Genomic DNA, 26,510 nt, shown 5'->3' on the forward strand with positions numbered 1-26,510 from the left:
GTTTTCCGAAGGGAAAACCCTCCCCGCGCCGGGCGCCGGGAGGGTTGTCTGGGTCAGACGAACCGGTTGATGAGGTTCTCGAGATATTCCTGCTGCCCCGAGTGCGGCTGGGGATTGAGGTTCTCCTTCTCGACCCGCGCGGCCAGGTCGTCCAGCGAGCGCTCGCCCTTGAGGATCGCCTGGCCCTCGGGGGTCTGCCAGCCGGCATAGCGGGCATCGACCGCCTTGTCGTAGGTGCCGTCCTCGATAAGGGCCGCCGCCGCCTTGAGCGAACGGGCCAGCACGTCGAGCCCGCCGACATGGCCGTGCAGCAGGTCGGCCGGGTCGAGCGACTGGCGGCGCACCTTGGCGTCGAAGTTGAAGCCGCCCTTGCCCAGTCCGCCATTCTTGAGGATCTGGTAGAAGGCCAGCGTCGTCTCGGGCACCGAATTGGGGAACTGGTCGGTATCCCAGCCCGATTGCAGGTCGTTGCGGTTGGCGTCGACCGAACCCAGGATGCCGAGCGAGGCGGCCACGGCCAGTTCGTGCTCGAACGAGTGGTTGGCCAGGAACGCGTGGCCGACCTCGATATTGCACTTTACCTCGTTCTCGAAGCCGTACTTCTTGAGGAACCCGTAGACCGTCGAGACATCGAAGTCGTACTGGTGCTTGGACGGCTCCTGCGGCTTGGGTTCGATCAGGATCTGGCCGTCGAACCCGATCTTCTTGGCGTGGTTGATGACGAGGTCGATGAACCGCGCCATCTGGTCCATTTCCTGGCCGATCTTGGTATTGAGCAGCGTCTCGTAGCCCTCGCGCCCGCCCCAGAGCACATAGTTCGAGCCCCCCAGGTCCTTGGTGATCTCGAGCACGTTCTTCACCTGCGCGGCGGCGTACACGAAGACATCGGGATCCGGATTGGTGGCGGCGCCCGACATGTAGCGGCGGTTGGAGAAAAGATTGGCCGTGCCCCAGAGCAGGCGCGTCCGGCTCGTCTCCATCTTGCGCGCAAAGATCTCGGCGATGGCGCGCACGTTCCTGTTGCTCTCGGCCAGCGAAGCGCCTTCAGGGGCGATGTCGCGGTCGTGGAAGCAGAAGAAGGGAATGTCGAGAAGATCGAAGAGCTCGAAGGCCACGTCGGCCTTGAGCCGGGCATGGTCCATCGAATCCCCGAACCACGGCCGGTCGAACGTGCGCCCGCCGAACGGGTCCCCGCCTTCCCAGGCGAAGGTGTGCCAATAGGCGACGGCGGGGCGGATATGGTCCTCCATCCGCTTGCCCATCACCATCTCGTCCTTGTTGTAGAAACGATAGGCGAGGGGGTTGGCGCTCTGCGGCCCCTCGAACTTTACCGGGCTGATGCCCTTGAAAAAATCGGTCACGAACGTGCCTCCTCGATAGGTTCGTAAAGGGCGCGATAGCGCCCATATTTGTTGGCATAGGCCTCGGCGAGTCCCGCCTCGGGCTCGACGACGGATTTGATGGCCGGGCGGGTCATGACGGTGGCGGGGTCCGCGCCCTCGGCGGCGCACAGCCCCAGCCGCGCCGCGCCGAACGCGCCGCCATAGTCCCCGTCATGGGGCAGGGCGATGGGCATGTTGAGATTGGTCGCCAGCATCCTGAGCCAGAGGTTCGATCGCGATCCCCCGCCCACGGCCAAGAGATAGTCGATGCTGGTGCCGGCATCGCTCAGCACCCGCTGGCAGTCGCGGAAGGCGAAGGTCACGCCCTCCATCACCGCCTGCGCCAGCCGCGCCGGGTCGGAAAGGTGCGACAGCCCCACGAAGGCGCCGCGCGCATTGGCATTGTTGTGCGGCGTGCGCTCGCCGGAAAGATAAGGCAGAAAGATCTCTTCGCCCGGCCCGGTGAAGCGGGCCTCGGCCTCGCCCGCGAGCCGCGCCGCATCCTGTCCGGTCAGCTTGGAGAGCCAGTTGAGGCTGTCGGTGGCCGAAAGGATCACCCCCATCTGGTGCCAGGTGTCGGGAATGGCGTGGCAGAAGGCGTGCACGGCCCCCGCCGTATTGGGCCGGAAGCGGTCATTGGAAACGAAGAGCACGCCGGACGTACCGAGCGAAACGAAGCCCTCGCCCGGCCGGATCGCCCCGATGCCGCAGGCAGAGGCGGCGTTGTCCCCGCCGCCGCCCGCCACCACCACCGGCCCGGCAATGCCCCAGCGCTTGATGAGTTCGGCCTTGAGGTCGCCCGAAGGCGCGCTGCCCTCGACGAGGCGCGGCATGTGCGAGCGCTCGAGCCCCGTGGCCCGGAGCAGGGCGTCGGACCAGTCGCGCTTGCCCACATCGAGCCAGAGGGTGCCCGAGGCATCCGACATTTCCGATACGAATTCGCCCGTCAGCAGGAACCGCACATAATCCTTGGGCAGCAGCACCTTGGCGGTGCGTGCAAAGATTTTCGGCTCGTGCTTGCGTACCCAGAGGAGCTTCGGTGCCGTGAAGCCGGGCATGGCGATATTGCCGGCGATCTCGCGCAGGCGCGGTTCCGCCGCCTCCATCTCGGCGCATTCGGCAAACGCGCGCCCGTCGTTCCAGAGAATGGCGGGACGCAGCACCTTGTCGTCCTTGTCGAGAAGCGTGGCGCCATGCATCTGGCCGGAAAGGCCGAGCCCGCGCAGTGCCGACATCTCGGCCGGATGGTCGGCCGCCAGCCTGTCGACCGCCGCCAGCAGTGCCGTCCACCAGTCCTCGGCCCGCTGCTCGGACCAGCCCGACTGCGGCCGGAACACGTCCAGCCCGCTCGTCGCCTCGCCCAGCAGCCGGCCCTTTTCGTCCATCAGGATCGCCTTGACCCCGGACGTGCCGATATCGATGCCCAGATAGGTCATGAGGCACGTACCTCAGACCTGGCAAAATACGTCATCCCGCTCCTCCCGTCCCGTTCAATCGGGCCTGTTGATGACTGGAAAACCATTGCGTCCGGCACCTCCCGACGCCGGACAGCGTCTTCTTATCGCAGATTGTCGCGCAGGAAAATCCCGATTGCAATCGGACTGCGCTGGCCCTCGCCCTCGCCGCCGCGCGCCGAGCCGGCCGCCAATGCGCGGGCGGCGGCGATGGCGGCGCGGATCTCGCCTTCCGGGTTCTGGTCCAGCACCACGTCGATCACACCCTCGCGCAGGCCCCGGCTGGTCGAGGGCGTGAGCTCGTGCGCCACGACCCGCATCGTGCCCGCGCGCCCCGCCGCCGCCAGCGCGTCGATGAGGCCGGCATTGCCCGCGCCCAGGTTATAGAGCCCTGCAAGGTCGGGATGGGCCGCCAACAGCCGCGTCACCGCCTCCCCGGTCTGGCTGGCCTCGTCATGGCCCTCCATCGGCCCCACGGCCACGAGGTCCGCAAACTCCTGCGCCAGCACCTGGGAAAAGCCCTCGAGGCGCTCGCGATGGTCGCGCAGGTCGAGCGAGCCGGCCACCAGCCCTACCTTGCCGCCCTGCGGCAGGAACCGGCCGAGCAGCGAGGCCGCGGTGCGCCCGGCCGCCACGTTGTCGATGCCGATGAAGGCACGCCGCCGCGAGCCGGGCAGGTCCGAGACCAGCGTCATCACCACGATGCCACGGCGCGAGGCGTCCTCGACCGCCTGGCGCACCATGTCGTCCTCGGTGGCCACGATCACCGCGCAGTCGCACGAGCGTGCTTCCAGCCCGTCGAGCGTTGCCTTGAGGTCCGACGGGTCGAGCGCCCGCACGGGGCCGGCCGAAATCTCGACGCGCTGCCCACGCGCCTCGCGCGCCTGCCGCTCGATGGCGGCGTTGAGATTGCCCATGAATTCGTTCGAGCCGGAGGGGATGAGGAAGCGGATGCGCAGGTCCTTGGCGCGCGCCAGCAGCGAGGCGGAAAGATCGCGCCGGAAGTCGAGCGCCTTGATGGCGTCCTCGACCTTCTGGGCGGTTTCCGGCCGCACGCCGGGCCGTCCGTTCAGCACCCGATCGACCGTTGCCAGCGAAACCCCGGCTTCGCGCGCCACGTCGTGCACGGTCGCCCGCCTGCCCTCCAGTCCGGTATCCACGCCTTCGCTCAACCCGCTCCCCCCTTTTTGAAACGACACTCGACCCTTGAGGCACGCCCGTCAACTCCGGCGTGTTTCCCGAAAACTTTCCCGGGCCCCCGTACTTTTCCCTCGGCCAAAACCCCTGTATCACCTCGGACCCTAGAGGGGAGGGCTCCATCCATGGCCATCGCGGTTTCCAGCTTCGGCGAGTACGAGGGCAAGCGCGTCGATCAATTCCGCCTGAAGAGCGATACGGGCGTAGAGGTCGACATCATCGGCTTCGGCGTTGCGGTGCGCGATTGGCGCGTCCCGGTCAAGGGTGCGCCGCGCTCGGTCGTGCTCGGATTTGAGGATTTTCCCGCCTATCCCGCCCACAGCCCGCATTTCGGCGCCGTCGCCGGACGCGTCGCCAACCGCATCGCCGGCTCCAGCTTCGTCATCGATGGCAAGACCTATAGCGTCCCCGCCAATGAAGGCCCCAATAGTCTCCACGGCGGCCCGGAGGGCCTCGGTCGCCAGGTCTGGGACGGGGAGGCCGACAGCGCCGCCAACAGCGTCCGGTTCCGCTTCTTCTCTCCCGATGGCGCCGCCGGCTATCCCGGCAATGTCGATTTTTCGGCCACCTATAGCTTGACCGGCAATCACCTGCGGCTCGAGTTTGCCGCCACCACCGACCGCAAGACCCCGATCAGCCTGGTCCAGCACCAGTATTTCAATCTCTCGGGCGCCCAGACCGTGCTCGACCACAGCTATCGCTTCGCCGCCAGCGCCTTCACAGAAAACGGCGAAGACCTGCTGCCGACCGGCGTCATCCGCCCGGTCGATGCCACCAAATGGGATTTCCGCACCGCTCGCGCCCTGCGCGACGCCTCCGGCCAGCCTGTGGCCTTCGATGGCAATCTCGTGCTCGACAACGGGCGCGACCTCGGCGAGCCCGTCGCCGTCGTCACCGGCGATGACGGGGCGCTCACCCTCAAGCTCCGGACCGACCGCCCCGGCCTCCAGTTCTATAACGGGGTCTATACCGATATGCCCGTGCCGGGCCTGGGCGGGCGCACCTACAAGCACTTCTCGGGCTTCTGCCTCGAGGACCAGGCGTTCCCCGACGCCGTGCACCGGCCCTATTTCCCCAACGTGATCTATTCGCCCGATCGCCCCTATTCGCACTGGTGCGAATTCGAGATCGCGTAACGAAAAAGGGCGGCCCGCAAGCCGCCCTTCCCATTTTTCCCTGATCCCGTTCAGAACCGCTGCGGACCGGCCGGCTTGTTGCCCACGATCTCGTCGATCCGCGCCATGACCTCGGCCGTCACCTTGTCCTTGTGGGCGAGCGCGGCGAGGTTGTCCTCCAGCTGGGAAAGGCGCGAGGCGCCCAGGATCACCGTGGAGACATGCGGGTTGTAGAGGCACCAGAGCAGCGACAGGTGCGTCAGCGAAATGCCGATTTCCCCGGCCAGCTCCGCCAGTTCCTTGACCTGCGCCTGCTTCTCGCGCCCGTCCGGGGTCGACCAGCGCTCCTTGAGCCATTCGTAGCCGGGCAGGTTGAGCCGGCTGTCATTGGGAATGCCTTCCAGGTACTTGCCCGTCAGGATCCCCGAGGCCAGCGGCGACCAGATCGTCGTGCCCAGTCCGAAGAGCTCGTAGAGCGGCAGGAAGTCGCCCTCGACCTTGCGGCGCTCGAGGATGTTGTATTGCGGCTGTTCCATGGTCGGTGGCGTCAGCCCATAGGCCCGCGCCACGCCCCAGGCTTCGGTGAGCTGCTGGGCCGTCCATTCCGAGGTTCCCCAGTAGAGGATCTTGCCCTGGGTGATGAGCGCATCCATGGCGCGCACCGTTTCCTCGATCGGAGTGTCGACGTCCGGCCGGTGGCAGAAATAGAGGTCGAGATAGTCCACCTGCAGGCGCTTGAGCGCGGCGTTGCAGGCATCGGTCACGTGCTTGCGCGAAAGGCCCTTCTGGGTCGGCTTGCTGCCGCCCCAGAACACCTTGGAGGAGACGATATAGCTGTCCCGCCCCCAGCCCAGGTCCTTCAGGGCATCGCCCATGAGCTTTTCGGAATTGCCCTGTTCGTATCCCTCGGCATTGTCGAAGAAGTTGATGCCCGCGTCATAGGCCGCGGTCATCAGCGATTTGGCGTCGCCCCCGTCCACCTGCTTGCCGAACGTCACCCACGATCCGAAGGAGAATTCGCTGACCTTGAGGCCCGATTTGCCAAGGCGCCGGTATTCCATGGTCTTTCCATTCATGTGCTTGAAGTATGGTAGCCGCCTTCTAGCAGACCGGGCGAGTCGGCTCAAACCGCGGGGCAGGGGGCTTCATCTTGCGTTGGGGCGGGCGAAGCGCTATACAGGCGCCAACATCAATGGCTCTCTTAAGGGAGTGGGTGCCAACCGGCCCCGCTCTTTTTTATTACCTGCAAAGACCCTATGGCTTTCGATCTCAACGAGAAACGCTACATCAAGGAAACCGGGCTCGAGGCGCGCATCGCCGCCATCGTCGAGCCCGTCGCCAACGACCTGGGCTTTTCGCTGGTGCGCGTGAAGGTCACGCAGGAAAACGGCTGCACGCTCCAGATCATGGCCGAGGACGAGAACGGCCGCTTCACCATCCAGGATTGCGAGGCGCTCTCGAAAGACCTCAATCCGATTCTGGATGTCGAGGACCCGATCGACCGCGAATATCACCTGGAAGTGTCCTCGCCCGGCATCGACCGTCCGCTGGTGCGCGCCCGCGATTTCCGGACCTATATCGGCCACGAGGCCCGCATCGAGCTCACCGACCCGGTCGAGGGCGACCGCAAGCGCTATCGCGGGCTCATCGCCGCGGTCGATGACGAGAGCTTCACCATCACGCTGCCCGATGCCCCGGCCGGGACCGATCCCGACCACCGCCTGCCACTTTCGGCCCTTGCCGAGGCCAAGCTGATCATGACCGACAAGCTCATGGACATGGCCCGCATCGACCAGGAAGAGGCCCCGATCGACGACGACGAGGAAATCGAGACCGTCGAAGTCGATCCCGAAGACGAATCCACGACGAACTGACGCCGCCCGCTGCGGATCATAGAGGAGCAAACACAAATGGCCGTTAGCGCGAACAGACTCGAGCTGCTGCAGATCGCAGACGCCGTCGCCCGCGAAAAGTCGATCGACCGCATGGTCGTGATCGAAGCCATGCAGGATGCCATCGAGAAGGCCGCCAAGGCCCGTTACGGCGCCGAGACCGAAATCAAGGCCGAGATCAACCCGCGTTCGGGCGAACTGCGCCTGTGGCGCCTGCTCGAGATCGTCGAGCATGTCGAGGAGCCTGGCCGCCAGGTCGATCTCAAGACCGCCAAGTCCAAGTCGCCCGACGCCAAGATCGGCGATTTCCTCACCGAGCCGCTGCCGCCCATCGAATTCGGCCGCATCGCTGCCCAGTCGGCCAAGCAGGTCATCGTCCAGAAGGTGCGCGACGCCGAGCGCGAGCGCATGTATGACGAATATTCCAGCCGCATCGGCGAGATCGTCAACGGCACCGTCAAGCGCGTCGAATACGGCAACGTCATCGTCGATCTGGGCCGTGGCGAAGCCATCATCCGCCGCGACGAGCTAATCCCGCGCGAAATGTTCCGCTACGGCGACCGCGTGCGCGCCTATGTCTACGACGTGCGCCGCGAGCAGCGCGGTCCGCAGATCTTCCTTTCGCGCACCCATCCCCAGTTCATGGCCAAGCTCTTCATGCAGGAAGTGCCGGAAATCTATGACGGGATCATCACGATTCGTTCGATCGCCCGTGATCCGGGTTCGCGCGCCAAGATCGCCGTGACCTCCTCGGATTCCTCGATCGACCCGGTCGGGGCGTGCGTGGGTATGCGCGGCTCGCGCGTCCAGGCGGTCGTGGCCGAGCTCCAGGGCGAGAAGATCGACATCATTCCCTGGACCGAGAACATCGCCGACCTCGTGGTTTCGGCCCTGCAGCCGGCCGATGTGGCCAAGGTCGTGCTCGACGAGCAGGCCGAGCGCATCGAGGTGGTGGTGCCCGACGAGCAGCTCTCGCTCGCCATCGGTCGCCGCGGCCAGAACGTGCGCCTGGCCAGCCAGCTCATCGGCTGGGATATCGACATCCTCACCGAGCAGGAAGAGTCCGAGCGCCGCCAGAAGGAATTCACCGAGCGTTCGGAATTGTTCATGAACGCCCTTGATGTTGACGAGATGGTTGCCCAACTATTGGCTTCCGAAGGCTTCTCGTCGGTCGAGGAACTGGCCTATATCGATGTGAGCGAAATCGCTTCGATCGAAGGCTTCGACGAGGAAACCGCGGCCGAAATCCAGAACCGTGCCGCCGAATACCTCGCCGCCATCGACCGCGCGTTCGACGAAGAGCGCATCAAGCTTGGCGTTGCCGACGAGCTCTACGAGATCCCCGGCCTCACCGCCGGCATGCTCGTGGCCCTGGGCAAGGATGGCATCAAGACCATCGAGGACTTTGCCGGTTGCGCCTCTGACGACCTGATCGGCTGGACCGAGCGCGTCAATGGCGAGGTCAAGCGCTACGAAGGCACGCTCAAGGATTTCCCGGTCTCTCGCGAAGAGGCCGAGGACATGATCCTGCAGGCGCGCATCAAGGCGGGCTGGATCACGGCCGACGAAGTCGTCGAGGACGAGGCGGCCCTGGAAGGCGACGTCGAGGGCGAGGAGCAGGCCTGATCGGTCGGTCGGGACGAAGGGCACCTTTCCGATGCCGCGTCGCCAAGAGACCATCAGGCAATGCGCCCTGACCCGTGAGGAAAAGCCGGTCGCGGACCTTATCCGGTTCGTGGTCGGCCCCGATGAGGTCCTGGTGCCCGATACGGATGCCAAGGCCGAGGGGCGGGGCGTGTGGATCACGCTCTCGCAGGCCTCGGTCGCCGAAGCGGTTAGGAAGAAGGCCTTCACCAAAAGCCTCAAAGCTCAGGTGATCGTGCCGGACGACCTTGCCGAGCTGACCAGAACGAGGCTAGAACAGCGCCTTCTTGGCGCACTGGGTCTGGCCCGCAAGGCTGGCCAGTTGCTGACGGGAGCCGCCAAGGTGCGCGGTGCGATCGACAAGGGCGATATCCTCGCCCTTCTGACCGCCACCGACGCCGCCGAGGACGGCAGGGCCAAGCTCCTGGGCGCATTGCGCGCCCGTGAGCGGCAGGCAGAAGAGGCTGGATTCGGGGCGCCGCCGGTACCCCATTTCGAGTTGCTCGATTCCGAGCAATTGGGTTTGGCACTCGGCCTCGAAAATGTGATACATGCTGCGCTCACGAAAGGGGCGGCAGCCCAATCGGCGCTTGCGCGGGCTCAAAGACTCGCCCGCTACGTCGCCGGAAACTGAAGCGACCGGACGTCCCTCCAAGAGAGTTCTTCGCTTCGCAAGACGAGATAGAGACGCGAGTACATGGCTGATAGTGACGACACCAATACGGGCGCAGGCGGTAAGAAGACCCTGACATTGAAGGGTGGTCCCTCTTCGGGATCGCGCCCCGGCATGTCGCGGCCCTCGCGCACTGTCGTCGTCGAAAAGCGCACGCGGCGCTTCGGCGCGCCTGGAGCGCCCGGTTCATCCAATCCGTCCCAGGCAGGCTCTCCCCGTCCCCAGGGCGGTCCGGGCTCGCCCGGCGGTCAGCGTCCCGGCCAGCCCGGCGGGCGTCCGCAGCAGCGTTCGTCCCAGTCGAACCGTCCGGCACCCGGCCTGACCTCGAACGAGGCCGAGGCGCGCAATCGCGTCCTGCGTGAAGCGGCGGCCCGTGCCGCCGACGAGCAGGCCCGTTTCGCCGCCGAGGAGGCGCGCCGCATCGAGGACGATGCCCGCCGTCGCCAGGTTCGCGAAGACGCCGCCCGCCAGGAAGAAGAGCGCGCCCGCGCTGCCGAGGAGGCTGCCAAGGCCGCCGCCGCCCAGGCTCAGGCGCCCGCCGTCGAGGAAGCCAAGGCCCCGGCCGAAAAGCCGGCTCCCGCTCAGACTCAGCGTCCGGGTGGCCCGCAGAGCGTGCGTTTTGCCGCCGGTCGTCCGGGTCGTCCCGATCAGCCGCGTCGCGCCACGCCCAAGCCGGCCATGGCCCCGGTCGCCAACGTGCCGCCGGCTCCGCCCAGCGAAGCCGATGGGCGCAAGACCCGTTCGGCCCCGTCGGCCGCGCCGCGCGCCCTGGTCAATCCCGATGAGATCGAGAATGCCCGCCGCGCCAACCGCGCCGCGCCCGAGCGTCCCTCCCGCCGCAGCGGGGAAGATGCCAATGCCCGCGGCCGCCTGACGCTCACCACCGCCCTTTCGGACAACGACCGCGATCGCGGCCCGTCCCTGGCGGCCATGAAGCGTCGCCGCGACAAGAAGATGGGCCGCAACGTCCAGGCCGCGCCCAAGCTTTCCCGTGAAGTGACGATTCCCGAGGCGATCACCGTCCAGGAACTGGCCAACCGCATGGCGGAACGCTCGGTCGACGTGATCAAGCTGCTCATGCAGCAGGGCCAGATGGCCAAGATCAACGACATCCTGGATGCCGATACCGCCGAACTGATCGCCACCGAGCTGGGCCACACCGTCAAGCGCGTGTCGGAAGCCGACGTCGAAGAAGGTCTCTTCGATGACGTCCGCGACGACAAGGCCGAGGACATGACCCCGCGTCCGCCCGTCGTGACCATCATGGGCCACGTCGACCACGGCAAGACTTCGCTGCTCGACGCGATCCGCGAGGCCAATGTGGTTTCGGGCGAAGCCGGCGGCATCACCCAGCACATCGGCGCCTATCAGGTCGAAAAGAACGGCCAGAAGATCACGTTCCTGGATACCCCGGGCCACGAGGCGTTCACCGCCATGCGTGCCCGCGGCGCCCAGGCCACCGACATCGCCATCCTCGTGGTGGCGGCGGACGACGGCGTGATGCCGCAGACGATCGAATCCATCAAGCACGCCAAGGCGGCCGGTGTTCCGATCATCGTGGCCATCAACAAGATCGACAAGCACGAGGCCGATCCCAACCGCGTTCGTACCGAACTGCTTCAGCACGAAGTGTTCGTCGAATCGATGGGCGGTGAAGTGCTGGACGTGGAAGTGTCGGCCAAGACCCACCAGGGTCTGGACAAGCTCCTCGAAACCATCCTGCTGCAGGCCGAAGTGCTCGAGCTCAAGGCCAATGTCGATGGTCGCGCCGAAGGCCTGGTCATCGAAGCCAAGCTCGATCGCGGTCGCGGCGCCGTGGCCACCGTTCTCGTCCAGCGCGGTACGCTCCATGTGGGCGACATCGTGGTGGCCGGCACCGAATGGGCCCGCGTGCGTGCGCTCATCAACGACAAGGGCGAGCAGGTGAAGTCCGCCTTGCCCTCGAGCCCGGTGGAAGTGCTCGGTTTCTCGGGCGTGCCCAATGCCGGCGACCGCTTCTCGGTGGTCGAGACGGAAGCGCGTGCCCGCGAGGTCACCGAATACCGTCAGCGCGCCATCCGCGAGAAGACCGCCGGTGGCGGCGCCACCAGCCTCGAGCAGATGATGAATCAGCTCAAGATCGCCGGGATCTCCAAGTTCCCGCTGATCATCAAGGGCGACGTGCAGGGTTCCGTCGAAGCCATCGTCGCTTCGCTCAACAAGCTCTCGACCGACGAAGTGTCGGCGCAGATCCTGATGAGCGGGGTGGGCGGCATTACCGAATCCGACGTGACGCTGGCCTCCGCCTCGGGCGCCATCATCATCGGCTTCAACGTCCGTGCCAACAAGCAGGCCGCCGATCTGGCCCAGCGCGACGGCATCGAGATCCGCTACTACAACATCATCTACGACCTCGTGGATGACGTGAAGTCGGCCATGTCGGGCCTGCTCGCTCCGGAGCGCCGCGAAACCTTCATCGGCTACGCCGAGATCCTCGAAGTCTTCCAGATCACCAAGGTCGGCAAGGTCGCCGGCTGCCGTGTCACCGAAGGCATCGTCGAGCGTGGCGCCGGCGTGCGCCTGCTGCGCGACAACGTCGTTATCCACGAAGGCAAGCTCAAGACGCTCAAGCGCTTCAAGGACGAGGTCAAGGACGTCCAGGTCGGCCAGGAATGCGGCATGGCCTTCGAGAACTACGAGGACATCCGCCAGGGCGATGTCATCGAATGCTTCCGCGTCGAGACCGTGCAGCGCACGCTCTGACCTCGGGCAGATTGAACATGGAGAAGGGCGCGGAGCGATCCGCGCCCTTTTTCTTTGCCCGGGTCCTGGCGCCCGGCAAAGGCCCGGGTCCAGGGAGCGCTCAAAACAAAACCGGCGCCCAGAGGACGCCGGCTCGAACTCTCCACGATGCCGCGCTGACCTAGCTCATCACCACCACGCGCGTGCCCACCGGCACGCGGTTGTATAGGTCGATGATATCCTGGTTGATCAGCCGGATGCAGCCCGAGGAGACGTTGGTGCCGATGAACCACGGCTCGACCGTCCCGTGCAGGCGGAAATGCGTGTCCACCCCGTTGCGGTAGAGATAGAGCGCGCGCGCCCCGAGCGGATTGGTCGGCCCGCCTTCCATGCCGCCGGCCACCGGGCCGTAGCGGTCCGGCTGGGTGCGGATCATGTTGGCCGTTGGCGTCCAGCGCGGCCAGGCGGCCTTGCGCCCGATCACCGCGTTGCCGCGGAAATTGAGGCCTTCCTCGCGTCCCACGCCGACCCCGTAGCGGGTGGCGCTGCCGCCCGGATGGACGAGGTAGAGGAACTTGTCGGTGGTGTTGATCACGATCGTGCCCGGCGCATAGTCGCCGTCGAACGGCACTTCCTGGCGCCAGAACTGCTGCGGGATGCGCCGCAGGTCCACGCCGTCGATGGGGAAGGGCTCGGTATAGACCGCCGAGTAATAGGTGGCCCAGGGCTCATCGACCTGGATCACGTTGGGCCGGGGGCCCCTGGTGGTGGAGCAGGCGCTCAGGGTCATGGCGGAGACCCCGGCGAGGAAGAGGCGGCGGCTGATCACGTTCTGGCTCTCGTCAATTCGCAGTGGCATCGAATCTGAGGTCAGCTAGAGGGTATCGACCGCCAAAAGTCGAGTGCAGCGCGGTAACACTCGAGACGGGAAACGTTAACCACTTCCGCGCGCTGGCCGGGATGCCTAGCCGGCCGGGTTGGGTGCCAGGGGCAGGCCGAGGTCCTCGCGATTGGTGTAGACATGGTCGATCAGCCCCCATTCGCAGGCCTGCTCGGGCGTCATGTAGCGGTCGCGCTCGAGCGCGGCTTCCACTTCCTCGTAGCTGCGTCCGCAATGGCGCATATAGGCCTCGTACATCCGCCGCTTCACCCGCCGGCTCTCCTCGGCATGGATAAGCACATCCGTCACCTGTCCCTGGTAGCCGCCGGAAGGCTGATGGACGAGGATCGAGGCATTGGGCAGCGCCACGCGTCGCCCCGGTTCGCCCGCCATCAGCAGGAACGAGCCCATCGAATAGGCCGACCCCATGCACAGCGTCGCCACCGGGCTCTTGATGAACTGCATGGTGTCGTAGATCGAGAGTCCCGCCGTCACCACTCCGCCCGGCGAGTTGATGTAGAGCGCGATTTCCTTGGCCGGGTTTTCCGATTCGAGAAACAGCAGCTGCGCGCAGATCAGCGCCGCCATCTGGTCCTCGACCTGGCCGTTCACGAAAATGATCCGCTCACGCAGGAGCCGTGAATAGATATCGAACGAACGCTCGCCGCGGCTGGATTGTTCGATGACCATAGGGACGAGCTGCATCATGTCGCGCATTGGCGATCTCCCTGCAAAAAGCTTTCAAATTTTATCGATTGGCGGGCCGAAAACGGCCTATGCGGCGGCGCGCATCACCGGCGTATTGCCGTTTGCCGCCACCAGCACGATGGCCGCCTCGTGGGTGAGGCGCAGCCAGGTCCCCCCGGTAATCGGGGTCAACTCGAACGTCACCACGCTCTCCCGCTCTCCCTCCGCCCGCCAGCGATAGCGCAGCAGGTTGGGCGCATCCGCCTCGATCACCTGGCAATCGACCTGAGGCAGGCCCTCGGGGCTGCCGTCGAGCTTGAGGCCGCCATCGTTCCGCGCCGCCGGCAGCAGCCAGGCGCTCACGATCTCGGGGACCGTCAGCGCCCTCCAGACCTTCTCGGGCGCCGCATCGAGGGCGCCTTCGAACATGACATCCTTGTCGTCCGAAACTTCCAGGGTCATTGGTCCATCTCCTTGAGGAGGTCCTTGAGTTTTTCGATGCGGCCGGGCCAGAAGGCGCGGTAGCGCTCCATCCAGTCGGCCAGCGGCGCCAGCCCTTCCGGGCGCACGCTGTAGTTGACGTGCCGGCCCACGCGTTGCTCGGCCACCAGGCCCGCCTCCCGCAGCACCGCCAGGTGCTGGGACATGGCTGGCTGGGAGATGGCGAAACCCTCGCGCAACTGCGTCGCGTTCTGCTCGCCGCTTGCCAGCCGCTCGAACACGGCCCGGCGCGTCGGGTCCGCCAGCGCCCGGAAAACTTCTGCTTCGTTCATGACAAACAAATAAGCACGGACTTATGAGTCGTGCAAGCCCGTCGCGCCCTCGTGCGACAAACACATTGACAGCCGGCCTGCGAGGGCCCAATTCAGCGCCATGAACCGCGGACCCAAACCCACCGGACCCACCCAGCGCATGCTGCGCGTCGGCGAACTCGTGCGCCACGCCCTGGCGAGCTTTTTCGCGCGCGATGAAATCGAGGACGAGACGCTGACCGGCGCCGTCATCACCGTGCCCGAAGTGCGCATGACGCCGGACCTCAAGATCGCCAACGCCTATGTCATGCCGCTCGGCGGCGACCGGGCCGAGGAAATCGTGGCGGCGCTCAACCGGCACCACCGCTTCATCCGCGGCCGGATTGCGCCGAGCCTGGACCTCAAATTCGCGCCCGATCTCAAGTTCTTCGTCGACGACACCTTCGAGGAAGCCAGCCGCATCGATGCGCTGCTGCGTTCCGAACGCGTGCAGCGTGACCTGCACGAAGACGACGACCAAGAACCCGATAGCGACTGATATCCATGAACCAGATCAAGCGGGTGAAGCGGGACGTCTCGGGTTGGGTCGTTCTCGACAAGCCCTACGACATGACCTCCACCGAGGCCGTCGGCAAGGTGCGCTGGCTCTTTGCCGCCAGGAAGGGCGGCCATGCCGGCACGCTCGATCCCCTCGCCACCGGCATCCTGCCCATCGCGCTCGGCGAGGCCACCAAGACCGTTCCGCAGGTCCAGGACGGCCGCAAGGTCTACCGGTTCACCGTCAAATGGGGTGAAGCCACCGCCACCGACGACGCCGAGGGCGCGGTGACCGAAACCTCGCCCGTCCGCCCCGATGCGGCCGCCGTCGAGGCAGTGCTAGCGCGCTTCACCGGCACCATCGAGCAGGTCCCGCCCGCCTTTTCGGCCATCAAGGTCGATGGCGAGCGCGCCTATGACCTCGCAAGGGCAGGCGAGACGGTGGAACTGGCGGCCCGCCAGATCACCATCGAGGAACTGCGCCTCATCGAGCACGGGGCCGACCAGTCGAGCTTCGAGGTCGCCTGCCAGAAGGGCACCTATGTCCGGGCCCTGGCACGCGACATCGCCCGCAGTCTGGGCACCGTGGCCCATGTGATAAAGCTCCACCGCGCCGCGGTCGGCCCCTTTTCCGATGCCGACGCGGTGACCATCGAGGCCCTTGAGGCCGCTGCCGAAGGCGAGGCGCGCGATGCGCTGCTGCGCCCGGTCTGGGCCGGGCTGGCGGGCATTCCCGAGATCAGGCTCGATCCCCACCAGGCCAATGCCGTCCGCCACGGCAATCCGGTGCTGCTCACCGGCGCCACGGCGCCCGTGGCGCTCGATGAGGCTTGGGCGAGCTTCAAGGGTGTCGCCGTGGCTACCGGTCACGTCGAGGCGGGGCAGTTCCACCCGCGGCGGGTCATTCTCTAGCCAGCAGCCCCAGGATGGCGCCATAGGGCGCCGCCGCGTCCGCTTCCTTGAGTGCGTCCTCGCCATTCCAGGTGAAGGCCACGCAATAGAGGTCCCCGTCCTTGGCGAGGGCCGCCGTGGTCATGTTGAGGACGCCCACCTCGCTGCCGCCCTTGTAGCTGACCTGCGCCCAGTCACGCTTGTTGGCGAGGCCCGGGTTGGCCCGCATGGCGTCCAGCCCCTTGACCGTGCTGGCCAGCGCGCAGAGCCGCTCGAGCGGCACGTACCATTCGATGCCCTGGTCGTGGGGGTTCATTTCGACGTCGGCCATCCGCACCGTCTGCCCATCCATCTCATCGGCCAGCGCGCGCTTGCCGGCGAGATCGGCGCCGAGGAACCGCTCGCGCAGGGCCTTGTTCCCCTTGAGCAGGAACACTTCGCGCGTCTTGAGCACGAATTCGGTGCCCAGCTTCGCCGCCACCGCCTCGCGTCCCACATAGTCGAGCAGCACGTCGGTCGCGGTATTGTCGCTGATCGAGATCATCAGGGTCGCCAGCGTCGAAAGCGTGAGCGGGGAGCCTACCGCAAAGGTCTGGAGGATGCCGCTGGGCAGCGAGACCTGGCGCGCCTCCAGTTCGACCGTGTCCGACCAGTGGGCCTTTCCGGCCGCGATCCTGTCGTTGAGCGCGGCGAGGATCCCGAGCTTGAAGGCCGAGCCCACCGCCAGCGGCTTGTCCGCATCCCGGCTGGCAAGGACTTCCCCGTTTCGCGTCACCAGATAGGCCACTTCGCCCGGCAGCGCCCCCAGTTCGTCCGCCAGTTCGGCCAGGCTCTTGTTGAGCGCCACCGGCGGGTGCAGCAGCAGGCCAGAAATGCGCCCCTTGGCGTCGCGCGTCAGCAGCACGTCCATCTCGTGGGTCGCCGTCGTGACGCGATAGACCTCGTCCAGCGCCTTGATGGACACCACCGGCCCGATCTGCTCGCTGGCGGCCTTGAGCACCTCGCGCACCTTTTCGAGAGGCACCGCCTCGAGGAAGCCCGGCGTGAAACTCTCTGCCGTTACAGGCGTTTCACCGAGCAACATCTCGATCACCGCCTTGTCTTCATCAACATTGCGAGCCACCGCTGCACCCCCGCCAATCAAAATCGTCATCGCGGCGAATGCCGCCAGGATCAGGTTCTTCATCCTTGCATACTCCTAAAGCGCGCCCGCGCGCGGACAGACGGCTGCCCCGCATCCTTCCCACGCCACCTTACGGTGGAATGACGTCCGGAGTGTCACTGTTGCGCCACCGGTGGCCTGGTTTAATGTCGGCAGGCAATCAGAGGCGCACATGACCCAAAAACGACCGGTTCTGCCGGCCCTGCGGAAAAAGGGCGATCCCAAGCCGCTACCCATCGCCGCTTACCTTTTCATACTTGCCTTCATAACCCTGGCGCCGGCCTTCATCTTTTCGGCCATCCTCCTCCAGCGCAACAACGACGCGCAGGGCGAGGTGGTGCGCGCTCTGACCCTGGCCACCAGCCAGGCCGTGGCGCAGGCGATCGACCGGCAGGTCGAATCGATGACCACCACCCTCAAGGTTCTCGCCACCAACCCGGCGCTGGCCAATGGCGACTATGCCGGGGTGCATGCGCGCGCGGTCGAGGCCCTGGCCGGCACCGGCTCCTACCTGGTGGTGCTCGATCCGAGCTTCCAGCAATTGCTCAATACCCGCCAGCCGTTCGGGACGCCCTTGCCCAAGACCGCCAATCCGCGCGCCGCCGCCGAAGCGCTCGCCACCGATGCGCCGGTCGTCTCCAACGTCTTCGTGGGCGCCAATTCGCGCGACTGGGTCTTCAACGTCCTGCTGCGCTACCAGCTGCGCGATGGCAGTTACCTCGCCCTGGCGCTCAACGAAGTCTCCCAGAACCTCGCTTCCGCCCTCCAGTCCCGGCAATTGCCCGATGGCTGGAACATCGCCGTGGTCGATGAGGACAACCGCGTCCTTGCCGCCTCGGACGCTTCCGAACTTTCCCCAGGCGACCCGTTCCTCCAGGCCGAGGACGGCCAGTTCGGCCAGAACGGGCGCTGGACCGACGAGGTCGTGGCGGGCCAGCAATTCGTGACCGTCGCCGCCGAACCCACGGCTGCCTCCTGGCGCGTTGTCGCCTGGGCCCCGCGCCAGGTCATCGAGAAGCCGCTCAACGAGGCCGTGCTCTCCCTGGTGCTGGGCGGGCTGATGCTGGCCGCGCTCATCGTTGCGCTGGTGGTCTGGATTTCCCAGCAGATCAACCGGTCCGTCCGGGGCCTCGCCGACGATGCCAAGCGGCTCGGTGCCGGCCAGGACGTGGCGGCGCGCAACTACCCGGTCGCCGAGATCGCCCAGGTCTCCGATGCCATTGGCGATGCCTCGCGCCGCCGCCGCAAGGCCGAGAGCGAGGTGCGCTTCCTCATGCGCGAGTTGGCCCACCGCTCCAAGAACCAGATGACGGTGATCGCCGCCATGGCCAAGCAGACGGCGCGCAACGCCACCTCGGTCAGCCAGTTCGTGACCAGCTTCGAGCGCCGTATCTTCGGTCTCGCCCGCTCCACGGACCTGCTGCTTGCCTCGGGCATGACCGGCGTCGATCTCAAGGACATCCTGACCGGCCAGATCGAGCCCTTCCGGCCCCAGGACCCGGCCCGCGTCTCCATCGAAGGCCCGCCCCTCATGCTCAACACCCAGGCCTCCCAGATCGTGGGCATGGCCGCCCACGAGCTGGCCACCAACGCCGTCAAGTACGGGGCCTTCGCTGAGGAGACCGGCAGGCTCGAGGTCAGCTGGCGCATCCTGGGCGACGCGGTGGACCTGGTCTGGCGCGAGCACGTGACCACCAAGCGCCGCCGCTCGGCGCGCACCGGCTTCGGCACCACCGTGCTCAACTCCATGGTCGGCGGTTCCCTGGGCGCCGACGTCACCCGCACGCTCCATCGCGACGGCATCGAATGGCGCTTCGTCATTCCGCTCGAGGCCCTCAACCCCAACCGGCGCCCCGACGAGCCTCTGGCCCCCAAGCGCGAAGAGGCCGAGCCGGCCGAGGCGCTCGAGCCGCCCGGCGACTGAGCTTCAAAGAGATTTGGCTGGTATTGGGGCCCCTTTTCCCCTATATGGCCGGCAAGCGGCAGAGTGCCTGAGGGCACCCTGTCCGTCCTGTAGCGGCTCCTCCTGGACGACATCCCGGAAGCGAGCGTCCCAAATCCTCTTAACTTTGAAGGGATAACCCGATGTCGATCACTGCCGAGCGCAAGGCCGCTCTGATCAAGGAATATGCGACCAAGAAGGACGACACCGGTTCGCCCGAAGTCCAGGTCGCCATCCTCTCCGAGCGCATTGCCAACCTCACCGAACACTTCAAGACCCACGGCAAGGACAACCATTCCCGCCGCGGTCTGCTCAAGCTTGTTTCGCTCCGTCGCCGTCTGCTCGACTACGTCAAGAACGTCGATGAAGCCCGTTACAAGAGCCTGATCGAACGGCTCGGTCTGCGCCGCTAAGCTGCGGTGCGCTAAACTTTGGCATGGGGGTCCGCTCCCATGCCGTTCCCGCCCCACGTTTCGGGCGGGCCATGCGTAGTCCGGTATTTGACGGAGCATGGCAGGATTATCGGCCGCTTACACGTCACCGCAGGTGAGCTGCTCATTGTCTTGTCCATGTTCCGCCAGGACAAAGCGGAAGCGTCAGGGCCCATATGGGCGGCGCCTTCCGGCCGGAGCGGAAACGAGTGCCTGGGGCCGGCTCTGCACATGGGGTGCGTCCGGCAAGGCACACCGGATATGTCCCTCGCGGTCCTACGCACCGCGCCTAACGGGAATCCGGCACAAGGAAAGACAACACATGTTCTTCAATACCCACAAAGTGGAACTCAACTGGGGTGGTCAGCCGCTGACGCTCGAGACGGGCAAGGTTGCCCGCCAGGCCGATGGCGCGGTGGTCGCAACCCTGGGTGAGACCGTGGTGCTGGCCACCGTCGTGTCGGCCAAGTCGGCCAAGCCGGGCCAGGACTTCTTCCCGCTGACGGTCAACTACCAGGAAAAATACTTCGCCGCCGGCAAGATCCCGGGTGGCTATTTCAAGCGCGAAGGTCGCCCGACCGAAGCCGAGACGCTGACCTCGCGCCTCATCGACCGTCCGATCCGCCCGCTCTTCCCCGATGGCTACAAGAACGAGACCCAGGTCATCGTCACCGTTCTCCAGCATGACATGGAGAACGCACCGGACGTGCTGGCCATGGTCGCCGCCTCGGCCGCCCTCACCATTTCCGGCGTGCCCTTCATGGGCCCGATCGGCGCCGCCCGCGTCGGCTATATCGATGGCGAGTACGTGCTCAACACCCCCATCGACAAGCGCGTCGATTCCAAGCTCGACCTCGTCATGGCCGGCACTGCCGACGCCGTGCTGATGGTTGAATCGGAAGCCCAGGAACTCTCCGAAGAGGTGATGCTCGGCGCCGTCATGTTCGGCCATGAAGCGTCCCGCAAGGTCATCGAAGCCATCATCAAGCTGGCCGAGCAGGCTGCCAAGGATCCGCGCGACTTCGTGGCTCCCGATTACTCGGCGCTCGAAAAGGACGTCCTCGCCGTTGCCGAGTCCGACCTGCGTGCCGCCTACCAGATCACCAAGAAGGAAGATCGCTACGCCGCGGTCGACGCCGCCAAGGCCAAGGTCAAGGAACACTTTGCCCAGGCCATCGAGGACGGCACCGTTTCGGCCGAGGCTCTCGGCGAGGTCATCCACAACCTCCAGGCCAAGATCGTCCGCTGGAACATCCTGGATACCGGCAAGCGCATCGACGGTCGTGACCTCGTCACCGTCCGCCCGATCGTGGCCGAAGTCGGCATCCTGCCGCGCACGCACGGCTCGGCCCTCTTCACCCGTGGTGAAACCCAGGCCCTGGTCGTTGCGACCCTGGGCACGGGCGATGACGAGCAGTTCGTGGACAGCCTCGAAGGCACCGACAAGGTGAACTTCATGCTGCACTACAACTTCCCGCCCTATTCGGTCGGCGAGACCGGCCGCATGGGTTCGCCCGGCCGCCGCGAAATCGGCCACGGCAAGCTTGCCTGGCGCGCGATCAACCCGATCCGCCCGAAGGCCGAAGAGTTCCCGTACACGATCCGCGTTGTCTCCGAGATCACCGAGTCCAACGGCTCCTCTTCGATGGCCACCGTCTGCGGCACCTCGCTGGCGCTGATGGATGCGGGCGTTCCCATGAAGAAGCCGGTCGCCGGTATCGCCATGGGGCTCATCCTCGAGGGCGAGCGCTATGCAGTGCTCTCGGACATCCTGGGTGACGAAGATCACCTGGGCGACATGGACTTCAAGGTTGCCGGGACCGCCGACGGCGTCACCTCGCTCCAGATGGACATCAAGATCGCCGGCATCACCGAGGAGATCATGAAGGTCGCCCTCGGTCAGGCCAAGGGCGGTCGCGAGCACATCCTGGGCGAGATGGCCAAGGCCATCACCTCCAGCCGCGACAGCGTGGGCGAATTCGCCCCGCGCATCGAGTCGATCACCATCCCGACCGACAAGATCCGTGAAGTCATCGGTTCGGGCGGCAAGGTCATCCGCGAGATCGTCGAGAAGACCGGCGCCAAGGTCGACATCAACGACGACGGCACCGTCAAGGTCTCGTCCTCGGACGGCAAGGCGATCGACGCGGCGATCAAGTGGATCCGCTCGATCACCGACGAGCCCGAAGTCGGCCACATCTACCAGGGCACCGTGGTCAAGACCGCCGATTTCGGCGCGTTCGTGAACTTCTTCGGCGCCAAGGACGGCCTCGTGCACATCTCCCAGCTTGCCGACCAGCGCGTTGCCAAGACCACCGACGTGGTCAAGGAAGGCGACAAGGTCTGGGTCAAGCTCCTCGGCTTTGACGAGCGCGGCAAGGTTCGCCTTTCCATGAAGGTCGTCGACCAGGCGACCGGCAAGGAAATCGCCAAGGAAGAGACCCCGGCCGCCGAATAAGGCTGAGCCAGTCAACAAGATGGGGCCCGGATCGGCAGCGATCCGGGCCCTTTGCTTTGTCCGCTTGACTCTTCGCCATGCCGGACGATACTTAAGTGCATGCTTAACCAAGATCCATCCCTCGACCTCATGTTCCAGGCGCTCGCCGATCCGACCCGGCGCAGCATGGTCGAGCGGCTGAGCCGCGGCCCGGCCTCGGTGAGCGAACTGGCCAAGCCGCTGCCGATCTCGCTGCCCGCCGTCGTCCAGCACCTCCAGGTGCTCGAGCAGAGCGGGTTGGTCAGAAGCGAAAAGGTCGGGCGCGTGCGCACCTGCACCCTCGATTCAGGCGCACTGAGCCTCGCCGAGCAATGGATCAACGACCGGCGCACGCAATGGGTGCGACGCCTCGACCGGCTGGGCGATTTCCTTGCCGCCAATCCCGAAGATGACGGAGAGCGATCATGACGACCCGTTCGGTCACCCACGCGACCTTCACCCTGCGCCGCACCTATCCGGTTCCCGCCCGCCGCGTCTTTGCCGCCTTCGCCGATCCAAAGCGCAAGGCCGCCTGGTTCAACGGGCCGGAGGAATGGGGCCCGGACGAGCACAGCTTCGATTTCCGCGTCGGAGGCCGCGAGACGAGCCGGGGCGGCCCGCCGGGCGGGGTGGTCCACACCTTCAACGCCATCTACCACGACATCGTCGAGAACGAGCGCATCATCTACAGCTACGACATGCACTTGGACGATACGCGCATCTCGGTCTCCGTCGCAACGCTCGAGCTGCGCCCCAAGGATGGCGGCACCGAACTCGTCCTCACCGAGCAGGGCGCGTTCCTCGATGGCTTCGATGACGCCGGCGGCCGCGAACAGGGTACCCGCGATCTTCTCGACACGCTGGGCGATTTCCTAGCCCGCGAAGCCGCCGACGCCTGAACCGGGGTGGGGACGGCCATGCTCCCCACTCTGCCCCATCACGCCCCTGACCGGCCGCGACCGTCCCTCACCCGGTCGAGCTTCCTCCTCGAACGCGACTTCCCGGCCCCCGCCGCAATAGTCTTCGCCGCCTGGTCCTCCCCCGCATGCAAGGCTCGCTGGTTCTCGATCGAGAGCCAGCATCGCTGCCTCGATTTCCGCGTCGGCGGGCGTGAGTTCCTCTATGGCCGCTCCTCGTGCGGACGGCGCTTCACCTACGAGGCCGTCTATCGCGAGATCGTGCCCGACACGCGCATCGTCTTCAGTTACGACATCCGCATAGAAGGCCGCCACGGCTCCTCTTCCCTCGCCAGTCTTGAGATCTCCCCTCGTGGCGAGGCTTGCGCCATCCGCTATTGCGAGCAAGGCATCTTTCTCGATGGCCTCGACAGTCCGCGCGGCCGCTTCAATGGTGCCACGCTGCGCCTCGCCCGTCTCGATGGCCTGTTCCGCGAGAAAATCACTTAAGCACAAACTTAAGCATTGACTCTTTCCGCTTCGCGTAGATACTTAAGTTATCGCTTAACAATGAGGACGGCCAAATGACCGAACGCTCCATCGCCTACGGCACTTTCGTGATCGAACGCACCCTGCCGGTGCCGCCCGCACGGGTCTTCGCGGCCTGGGCCGACGTCCAGCAGAAGACCAAGTGGTTCGGCGCGCCGGGGGGCGACAACATGCCCAAACAATTCGAGTTCCGGGTTGGCGGGCGCGAGTTCAGCGAAGGCCAGGTGGGCGATACCACCTTCACCTTCGACGTCCTCTATCAGGACATCGTCGAGAACGAGCGCATCATCTATACCTACGACATGACCATGAACGGAGCCCGCATTTCGGTCTCGCTCGCTTCGGTCGAACTGCGGGCCCAAGGCAACGGCACGCGCCTCCTGGTCACCGAACACGGCGCCTATCTCGACGGCCTCGACAACAACGAGCAGCGCAAGGAGGGGACCATCGCCCTCATCGGCCAGCTCGAAGATTTCCTCAAGTCGGCCTGAGGAGCGCGCCGATGCCGACCATTACCTCCAAAGACGGCACAAGGATCGCCTATCAACGCGAGGGCAGTGGTCCGGCCCTGATCCATGTGGCCGGTGCCATCCAGCACCGCGCCATTGATCCGACCCTGGCCCAGCTCTCGGCGCTCCTTGCCGATAGCTTCACGGTCATCCTCTATGATCGTCGCGGCCGTGGAGAAAGCGCCGATGCCCCGCGATATGCGGTCGAGCGCGAACTCGAGGATATCGCAGCCCTCATCGACGTTGTCGGCGGCAGGGCCGCGCTTCTCGGCTATTCCTCCGGCGCGGTGCTCGCTGCCGAGGCGGCGCTGGCCGGCCTGCCGGTCGAAAGCCTGATGCTCTACGAGCCACCCTTCGCCCTGCCGCCCGCCCGCCAGCCCATGCCTGCCGACTACCTGCCAAAGCTCGATGGCTACATCGCCCGTGGCGATCGCGACGGCGCGGCGCGCCACTTCTTCATCGCCGGCGCGGGCGTTCCGCCCGATATGGTCGAGGGCATGGCCGCCAGTCCCTTCTGGTCGGTGGTCACCGCCATCGCCCCCACCTTGGCCTACGATACCCGCATCCTGGAGCGCGCCTACGCCGACGGCGCCCTTGCGCAGCGTTGGGCGGGCATCACGACACCCACCCTCGTGCTCGATGGCGAAGCGACCCCTACCGAGCTGCCCTATATCCGCCACGCCGTCGAAACAGTCGCCGCAGCCATCCCCAATGCCCGGCGCCGCACCCTGCCGGGTCAGGGCCACGGTCCTGCCGCCGAGGCCATAGCCCCGGCCCTGCGCGAGTTCCTGGGCGCCTGAAGGAGTCCAGGGCGGCTCATCCGCTTTTTTGTCACCGTCTGTCGATTTCTCCAGCCCTCCTTCGTCGCGAAGGCGGAACGAGGATGCTTTTTGCCAATCGAGGAGAACGCCAATGACCGTCGCAATCCCCCGTCTCGCCGATCAACCCGCCTTCGCCCTGGGCCGCGCACTCGGCCTCGGCCTTGCCGCCTGGCGGCACAGGCGGGCCCGGCGGCTGGCTTTCGCCAGCCTTCTCGACATGAACCCGCACCGGCTCGCCGACCTGGGCCTTTCCGCCGACGCCATCGAGGCCGCCCTGGCGGCCCGTCGCAACCCTCACTCCAAGGAAATCCGCAAATGATCGCCGCCTCAACCAGCACCGGGCCCGCCCGTGCCGCCGCCCGGGAATGGACGGGCCTGGCCGTCCTCGCTCTTCCCAGCCTTCTGGTCTCCATCGACGTTTCGGTCATGGTCCTCGCGCTCCCTCACATGAGCGCCGCGCTCGGTGCCGACAGCGCCCAGCAGCTCTGGATCATGGACATCTACAGCTTCATGCTCGCCGGCTTCATGATCACCATGGGCACGCTCGGCGATCGCATCGGCCGGCGCAGGCTGCTGATGTTCGGGGGCGCCGGCTTCGGCCTGGCTTCGATCCTCGCTGCCTTCGCCCCCAGCGCTGGCACGCTCATCGCTGCCCGCGCCGTTCTGGGTCTCGCCGGCGCCACCATGTCGCCCTCGATCCTCGCGCTCATCACCAACATGTTCCGCGATCCCGCCCAGCGCGGCTTTGCCATTTCCATCTGGATGGTGTGCTTCATGGCCGGCATGACCGTTGGTCCCCTGGTGGGCGGCTTCATGCTCGAGCACTTCTGGTGGGGCTCGGTCTTCCTGCTCGGCGTGCCGGTCATGGTGCTGCTGCTGGTCGCCGCTCCTTTCCTCCTGCCCGAATACCGTGATCCGGCCGGCGGACGACTCGATCTCCTCAGTGTGGTGCTGTCGCTGCTCTCCATCCTGCCCGTGGTCTATGGGCTCAAGGAAATGGCGCGCCTCGGCATCGAACCGGTCTCGCTCGGCGCTATCGCGGTGGGGCTGGGCTTTTCTTTGGCCTTCATCGCGCGCCAGCGCCGGCTAGCCGATCCGCTCTTCGATCTCGGCCTCTTCTCCAATCGCGCTTTTACCACGGCCGTGGGCGGCATGTTCGGCATCACCTCCACCGGCGCCATCATGCTCTATACCAGCCAGTACTTTCAGCTCGTCCTCGGCCTCTCCCCGCTCCATGCCGGCCTCTGGGGCCTGCCCGGTGTTCTCGCCATGACCGTGATGCTCATGGTGTCCCCGATCCTGGCGCAGCGCGTCCGTCCCGCTCCGCTGATCGCGACGAGCCTCGTCGTGGGCGCCCTGGGTGCCTTCCTCATCACCCGCGCCGATCTGGCGTCGGGTGTCTGGCCTGTGGTCGTCGGCTTCATGCTCTTCAACGGTGGCTGCGCTCCGATGGTGACGTTGGCCAACGGCATCGTCATGAGCTCGGTCCGTCCGGAAAAGGCCGGGTCGGCAGCGGGCCTTTCCGAGACCTGCGCCGAATTCGGTTTCGCCCTCGGCATCGCCATTCTGGGCAGCATCGGCACCGCCATCTATCGCAGCCAGATCGCCGCGACCGCCCCTGCCGGGCTGCCGCACGACCTTGCCGCAGCGATAGAAGACACCTTCGCCAACGCCTCGGTCGCGGCGAGCCAGCTCCCCGCCGATCTCGGCAACGCCCTCATGGGAGCGGCCAGCGCTGCCTTCGTCAGCGGCATGCATGTGGTGGCCACGATTTGCGCCATCACCCTCCTCGCCGTCGCCATGCTCGTCATGATGCGGTTGCGCCACCTGCCGCCCATCGGCGCCACGGCATCAGAGCCTGCCGGAGAAGGCAGCGCCGAGACGATCGCCGTCTGAGTA

The 26,510-nt window shown here is 66.0% G+C and carries 26 protein-coding genes; 17 read left to right on the top strand and 9 right to left on the bottom strand.

Annotation, left to right across the window (positions count from 1 at the left end):
- Positions 1-53: 53 nt before the first annotated feature.
- The 3 genes from xylA to FNA67_RS21585 all read right to left on the bottom strand — a co-directional run bounded on the left by xylA (position 54) and on the right by FNA67_RS21585 (position 4,008).
- Positions 54-1,361 carry a xylose isomerase gene (xylA, locus tag FNA67_RS21575; protein WP_147658077.1) on the bottom strand — a complete coding sequence of 436 codons (1,308 nt, stop codon included), beginning with the start codon at positions 1,359-1,361 and terminating at the stop codon, positions 54-56.
- Positions 1,358-2,818 carry a xylulokinase gene (xylB, locus tag FNA67_RS21580; RefSeq protein WP_147658078.1) on the bottom strand — a complete coding sequence of 487 codons (1,461 nt, stop codon included), beginning with the start codon at positions 2,816-2,818 and terminating at the stop codon, positions 1,358-1,360. Before xylB ends, xylA begins: the two co-directional genes overlap by 4 nt.
- Before the next feature lie 122 nt (positions 2,819-2,940).
- Positions 2,941-4,008, bottom strand: coding sequence for a LacI family DNA-binding transcriptional regulator (locus tag FNA67_RS21585; RefSeq protein ID WP_188569626.1), 1,068 nt, complete (start codon positions 4,006-4,008; stop codon positions 2,941-2,943).
- A gap of 150 nt (positions 4,009-4,158) precedes the next feature.
- On the opposite strand from FNA67_RS21585, the gene FNA67_RS21590 reads away from it, so the two are divergent.
- Positions 4,159-5,169: an aldose epimerase family protein gene (locus FNA67_RS21590; RefSeq protein WP_147658079.1), complete on the top strand. Its 1,011-nt coding sequence runs from the start codon at positions 4,159-4,161 to the stop codon at positions 5,167-5,169.
- Between the two features lie 50 nt (positions 5,170-5,219).
- On the opposite strand, the gene FNA67_RS21595 is transcribed toward FNA67_RS21590, so the two are convergent.
- Positions 5,220-6,209 (bottom strand): potassium channel beta subunit family protein, encoded by a 990-nt coding sequence (locus FNA67_RS21595; protein ID WP_049707109.1) that lies wholly within the window; start codon positions 6,207-6,209, stop codon positions 5,220-5,222.
- 195 nt (positions 6,210-6,404) lie between these two features.
- On the opposite strand from FNA67_RS21595, the gene rimP reads away from it, so the two are divergent.
- The 4 genes from rimP (at position 6,405) to infB (ending at position 12,099) form a co-directional block, all read left to right on the top strand.
- Positions 6,405-7,022 (top strand): ribosome maturation factor RimP, encoded by a 618-nt coding sequence (rimP, locus tag FNA67_RS21600; protein WP_147658080.1) that lies wholly within the window; start codon positions 6,405-6,407, stop codon positions 7,020-7,022.
- A 36-nt stretch (positions 7,023-7,058) separates the two neighbouring features.
- Complete coding sequence (gene nusA / locus FNA67_RS21605) at positions 7,059-8,666, top strand: transcription termination factor NusA (RefSeq protein WP_049707111.1); 1,608 nt, start codon at positions 7,059-7,061, stop codon at positions 8,664-8,666.
- 31 nt (positions 8,667-8,697) lie between these two features.
- Positions 8,698-9,318, top strand: a complete 621-nt coding sequence (locus FNA67_RS21610; RefSeq protein ID WP_049707112.1) for an RNA-binding protein — start codon at positions 8,698-8,700, stop codon at positions 9,316-9,318.
- A gap of 63 nt (positions 9,319-9,381) precedes the next feature.
- A complete protein-coding gene (infB, locus tag FNA67_RS21615) occupies positions 9,382-12,099 on the top strand; it encodes a translation initiation factor IF-2 (RefSeq protein ID WP_049707113.1) in 2,718 nt (905 codons plus the stop codon).
- A gap of 160 nt (positions 12,100-12,259) precedes the next feature.
- Here the strand turns inward: infB and FNA67_RS21620 are convergent, their stop codons facing one another.
- The 4 genes from FNA67_RS21620 to FNA67_RS21635 form a co-directional block, all read right to left on the bottom strand.
- Positions 12,260-12,937, bottom strand: coding sequence for a L,D-transpeptidase (locus tag FNA67_RS21620; RefSeq protein WP_147658081.1), 678 nt, complete (start codon positions 12,935-12,937; stop codon positions 12,260-12,262).
- Between the two features lie 105 nt (positions 12,938-13,042).
- Positions 13,043-13,675, bottom strand: coding sequence for an ATP-dependent Clp protease proteolytic subunit (locus FNA67_RS21625; RefSeq protein WP_147658082.1), 633 nt, complete (start codon positions 13,673-13,675; stop codon positions 13,043-13,045).
- A gap of 57 nt (positions 13,676-13,732) precedes the next feature.
- On the bottom strand, positions 13,733-14,107 hold the full coding sequence (locus FNA67_RS21630; RefSeq protein ID WP_147658083.1) for an SRPBCC family protein: 375 nt from the start codon (positions 14,105-14,107) through the stop codon (positions 13,733-13,735).
- Positions 14,104-14,418, bottom strand: coding sequence for an ArsR/SmtB family transcription factor (locus FNA67_RS21635; RefSeq protein ID WP_049707117.1), 315 nt, complete (start codon positions 14,416-14,418; stop codon positions 14,104-14,106). Before FNA67_RS21635 ends, FNA67_RS21630 begins: the two co-directional genes overlap by 4 nt.
- Before the next feature lie 100 nt (positions 14,419-14,518).
- Here FNA67_RS21635 and rbfA point away from each other — a divergent pair, with 100 nt between their 5' ends.
- Positions 14,519-14,935: a 30S ribosome-binding factor RbfA gene (gene rbfA, locus FNA67_RS21640; protein WP_147658084.1), complete on the top strand. Its 417-nt coding sequence runs from the start codon at positions 14,519-14,521 to the stop codon at positions 14,933-14,935.
- Positions 14,936-14,940: 5 nt separating this feature from the next.
- Positions 14,941-15,846 (top strand): tRNA pseudouridine(55) synthase TruB, encoded by a 906-nt coding sequence (gene truB, locus FNA67_RS21645; protein WP_049707119.1) that lies wholly within the window; start codon positions 14,941-14,943, stop codon positions 15,844-15,846.
- Here truB and FNA67_RS21650 read toward each other — a convergent pair.
- Positions 15,836-17,011 carry a serine hydrolase gene (locus FNA67_RS21650; protein WP_147658085.1) on the bottom strand — a complete coding sequence of 392 codons (1,176 nt, stop codon included), beginning with the start codon at positions 17,009-17,011 and terminating at the stop codon, positions 15,836-15,838. The two genes, truB and FNA67_RS21650, sit on opposite strands and share 11 nt — an antisense overlap.
- Before the next feature lie 148 nt (positions 17,012-17,159).
- On the opposite strand from FNA67_RS21650, the gene FNA67_RS21655 reads away from it, so the two are divergent.
- The 10 genes from FNA67_RS21655 (at position 17,160) to FNA67_RS21700 (ending at position 26,507) form a co-directional block, all read left to right on the top strand.
- Entirely contained in the window at positions 17,160-18,911 is a 1,752-nt protein-coding gene (locus FNA67_RS21655; protein ID WP_049707121.1) for a sensor histidine kinase, read from the top strand.
- 161 nt (positions 18,912-19,072) lie between these two features.
- A complete protein-coding gene (gene rpsO / locus FNA67_RS21660) occupies positions 19,073-19,342 on the top strand; it encodes a 30S ribosomal protein S15 (RefSeq protein ID WP_035033742.1) in 270 nt (89 codons plus the stop codon).
- 340 nt (positions 19,343-19,682) lie between these two features.
- Complete coding sequence (gene pnp, locus FNA67_RS21665) at positions 19,683-21,818, top strand: polyribonucleotide nucleotidyltransferase (RefSeq protein WP_049707122.1); 2,136 nt, start codon at positions 19,683-19,685, stop codon at positions 21,816-21,818.
- 99 nt (positions 21,819-21,917) lie between these two features.
- Positions 21,918-22,265 carry an ArsR/SmtB family transcription factor gene (locus tag FNA67_RS21670; protein ID WP_049707123.1) on the top strand — a complete coding sequence of 116 codons (348 nt, stop codon included), beginning with the start codon at positions 21,918-21,920 and terminating at the stop codon, positions 22,263-22,265.
- Positions 22,262-22,735: an SRPBCC family protein gene (locus tag FNA67_RS21675; protein ID WP_147658086.1), complete on the top strand. Its 474-nt coding sequence runs from the start codon at positions 22,262-22,264 to the stop codon at positions 22,733-22,735. Before FNA67_RS21670 ends, FNA67_RS21675 begins: the two co-directional genes overlap by 4 nt.
- Positions 22,736-22,753: 18 nt before the next feature.
- Entirely contained in the window at positions 22,754-23,242 is a 489-nt protein-coding gene (locus tag FNA67_RS21680; RefSeq protein WP_147658087.1) for an SRPBCC domain-containing protein, read from the top strand.
- A 74-nt stretch (positions 23,243-23,316) separates the two neighbouring features.
- The gene (locus FNA67_RS21685) at positions 23,317-23,772 is read left to right on the top strand and encodes an SRPBCC family protein (RefSeq protein ID WP_049707126.1); all 456 of its coding nucleotides are present in this window, start codon (positions 23,317-23,319) and stop codon (positions 23,770-23,772) included.
- A gap of 11 nt (positions 23,773-23,783) precedes the next feature.
- Positions 23,784-24,590 carry an alpha/beta fold hydrolase gene (locus FNA67_RS21690; RefSeq protein ID WP_147658088.1) on the top strand — a complete coding sequence of 269 codons (807 nt, stop codon included), beginning with the start codon at positions 23,784-23,786 and terminating at the stop codon, positions 24,588-24,590.
- Positions 24,591-24,702: 112 nt separating this feature from the next.
- Positions 24,703-24,930, top strand: coding sequence for a DUF1127 domain-containing protein (locus FNA67_RS21695; protein ID WP_147658089.1), 228 nt, complete (start codon positions 24,703-24,705; stop codon positions 24,928-24,930).
- On the top strand, positions 24,927-26,507 hold the full coding sequence (locus FNA67_RS21700) for an MFS transporter (protein WP_147658090.1): 1,581 nt from the start codon (positions 24,927-24,929) through the stop codon (positions 26,505-26,507). Before FNA67_RS21695 ends, FNA67_RS21700 begins: the two co-directional genes overlap by 4 nt.
- The last annotated feature ends 3 nt before the right edge of the window (positions 26,508-26,510 follow it).

Origin of the sequence: Youhaiella tibetensis (assembly GCF_008000755.1) — a bacterium.
Lineage (GTDB): Bacteria > Pseudomonadota > Alphaproteobacteria > Rhizobiales > Devosiaceae > Paradevosia > Paradevosia tibetensis.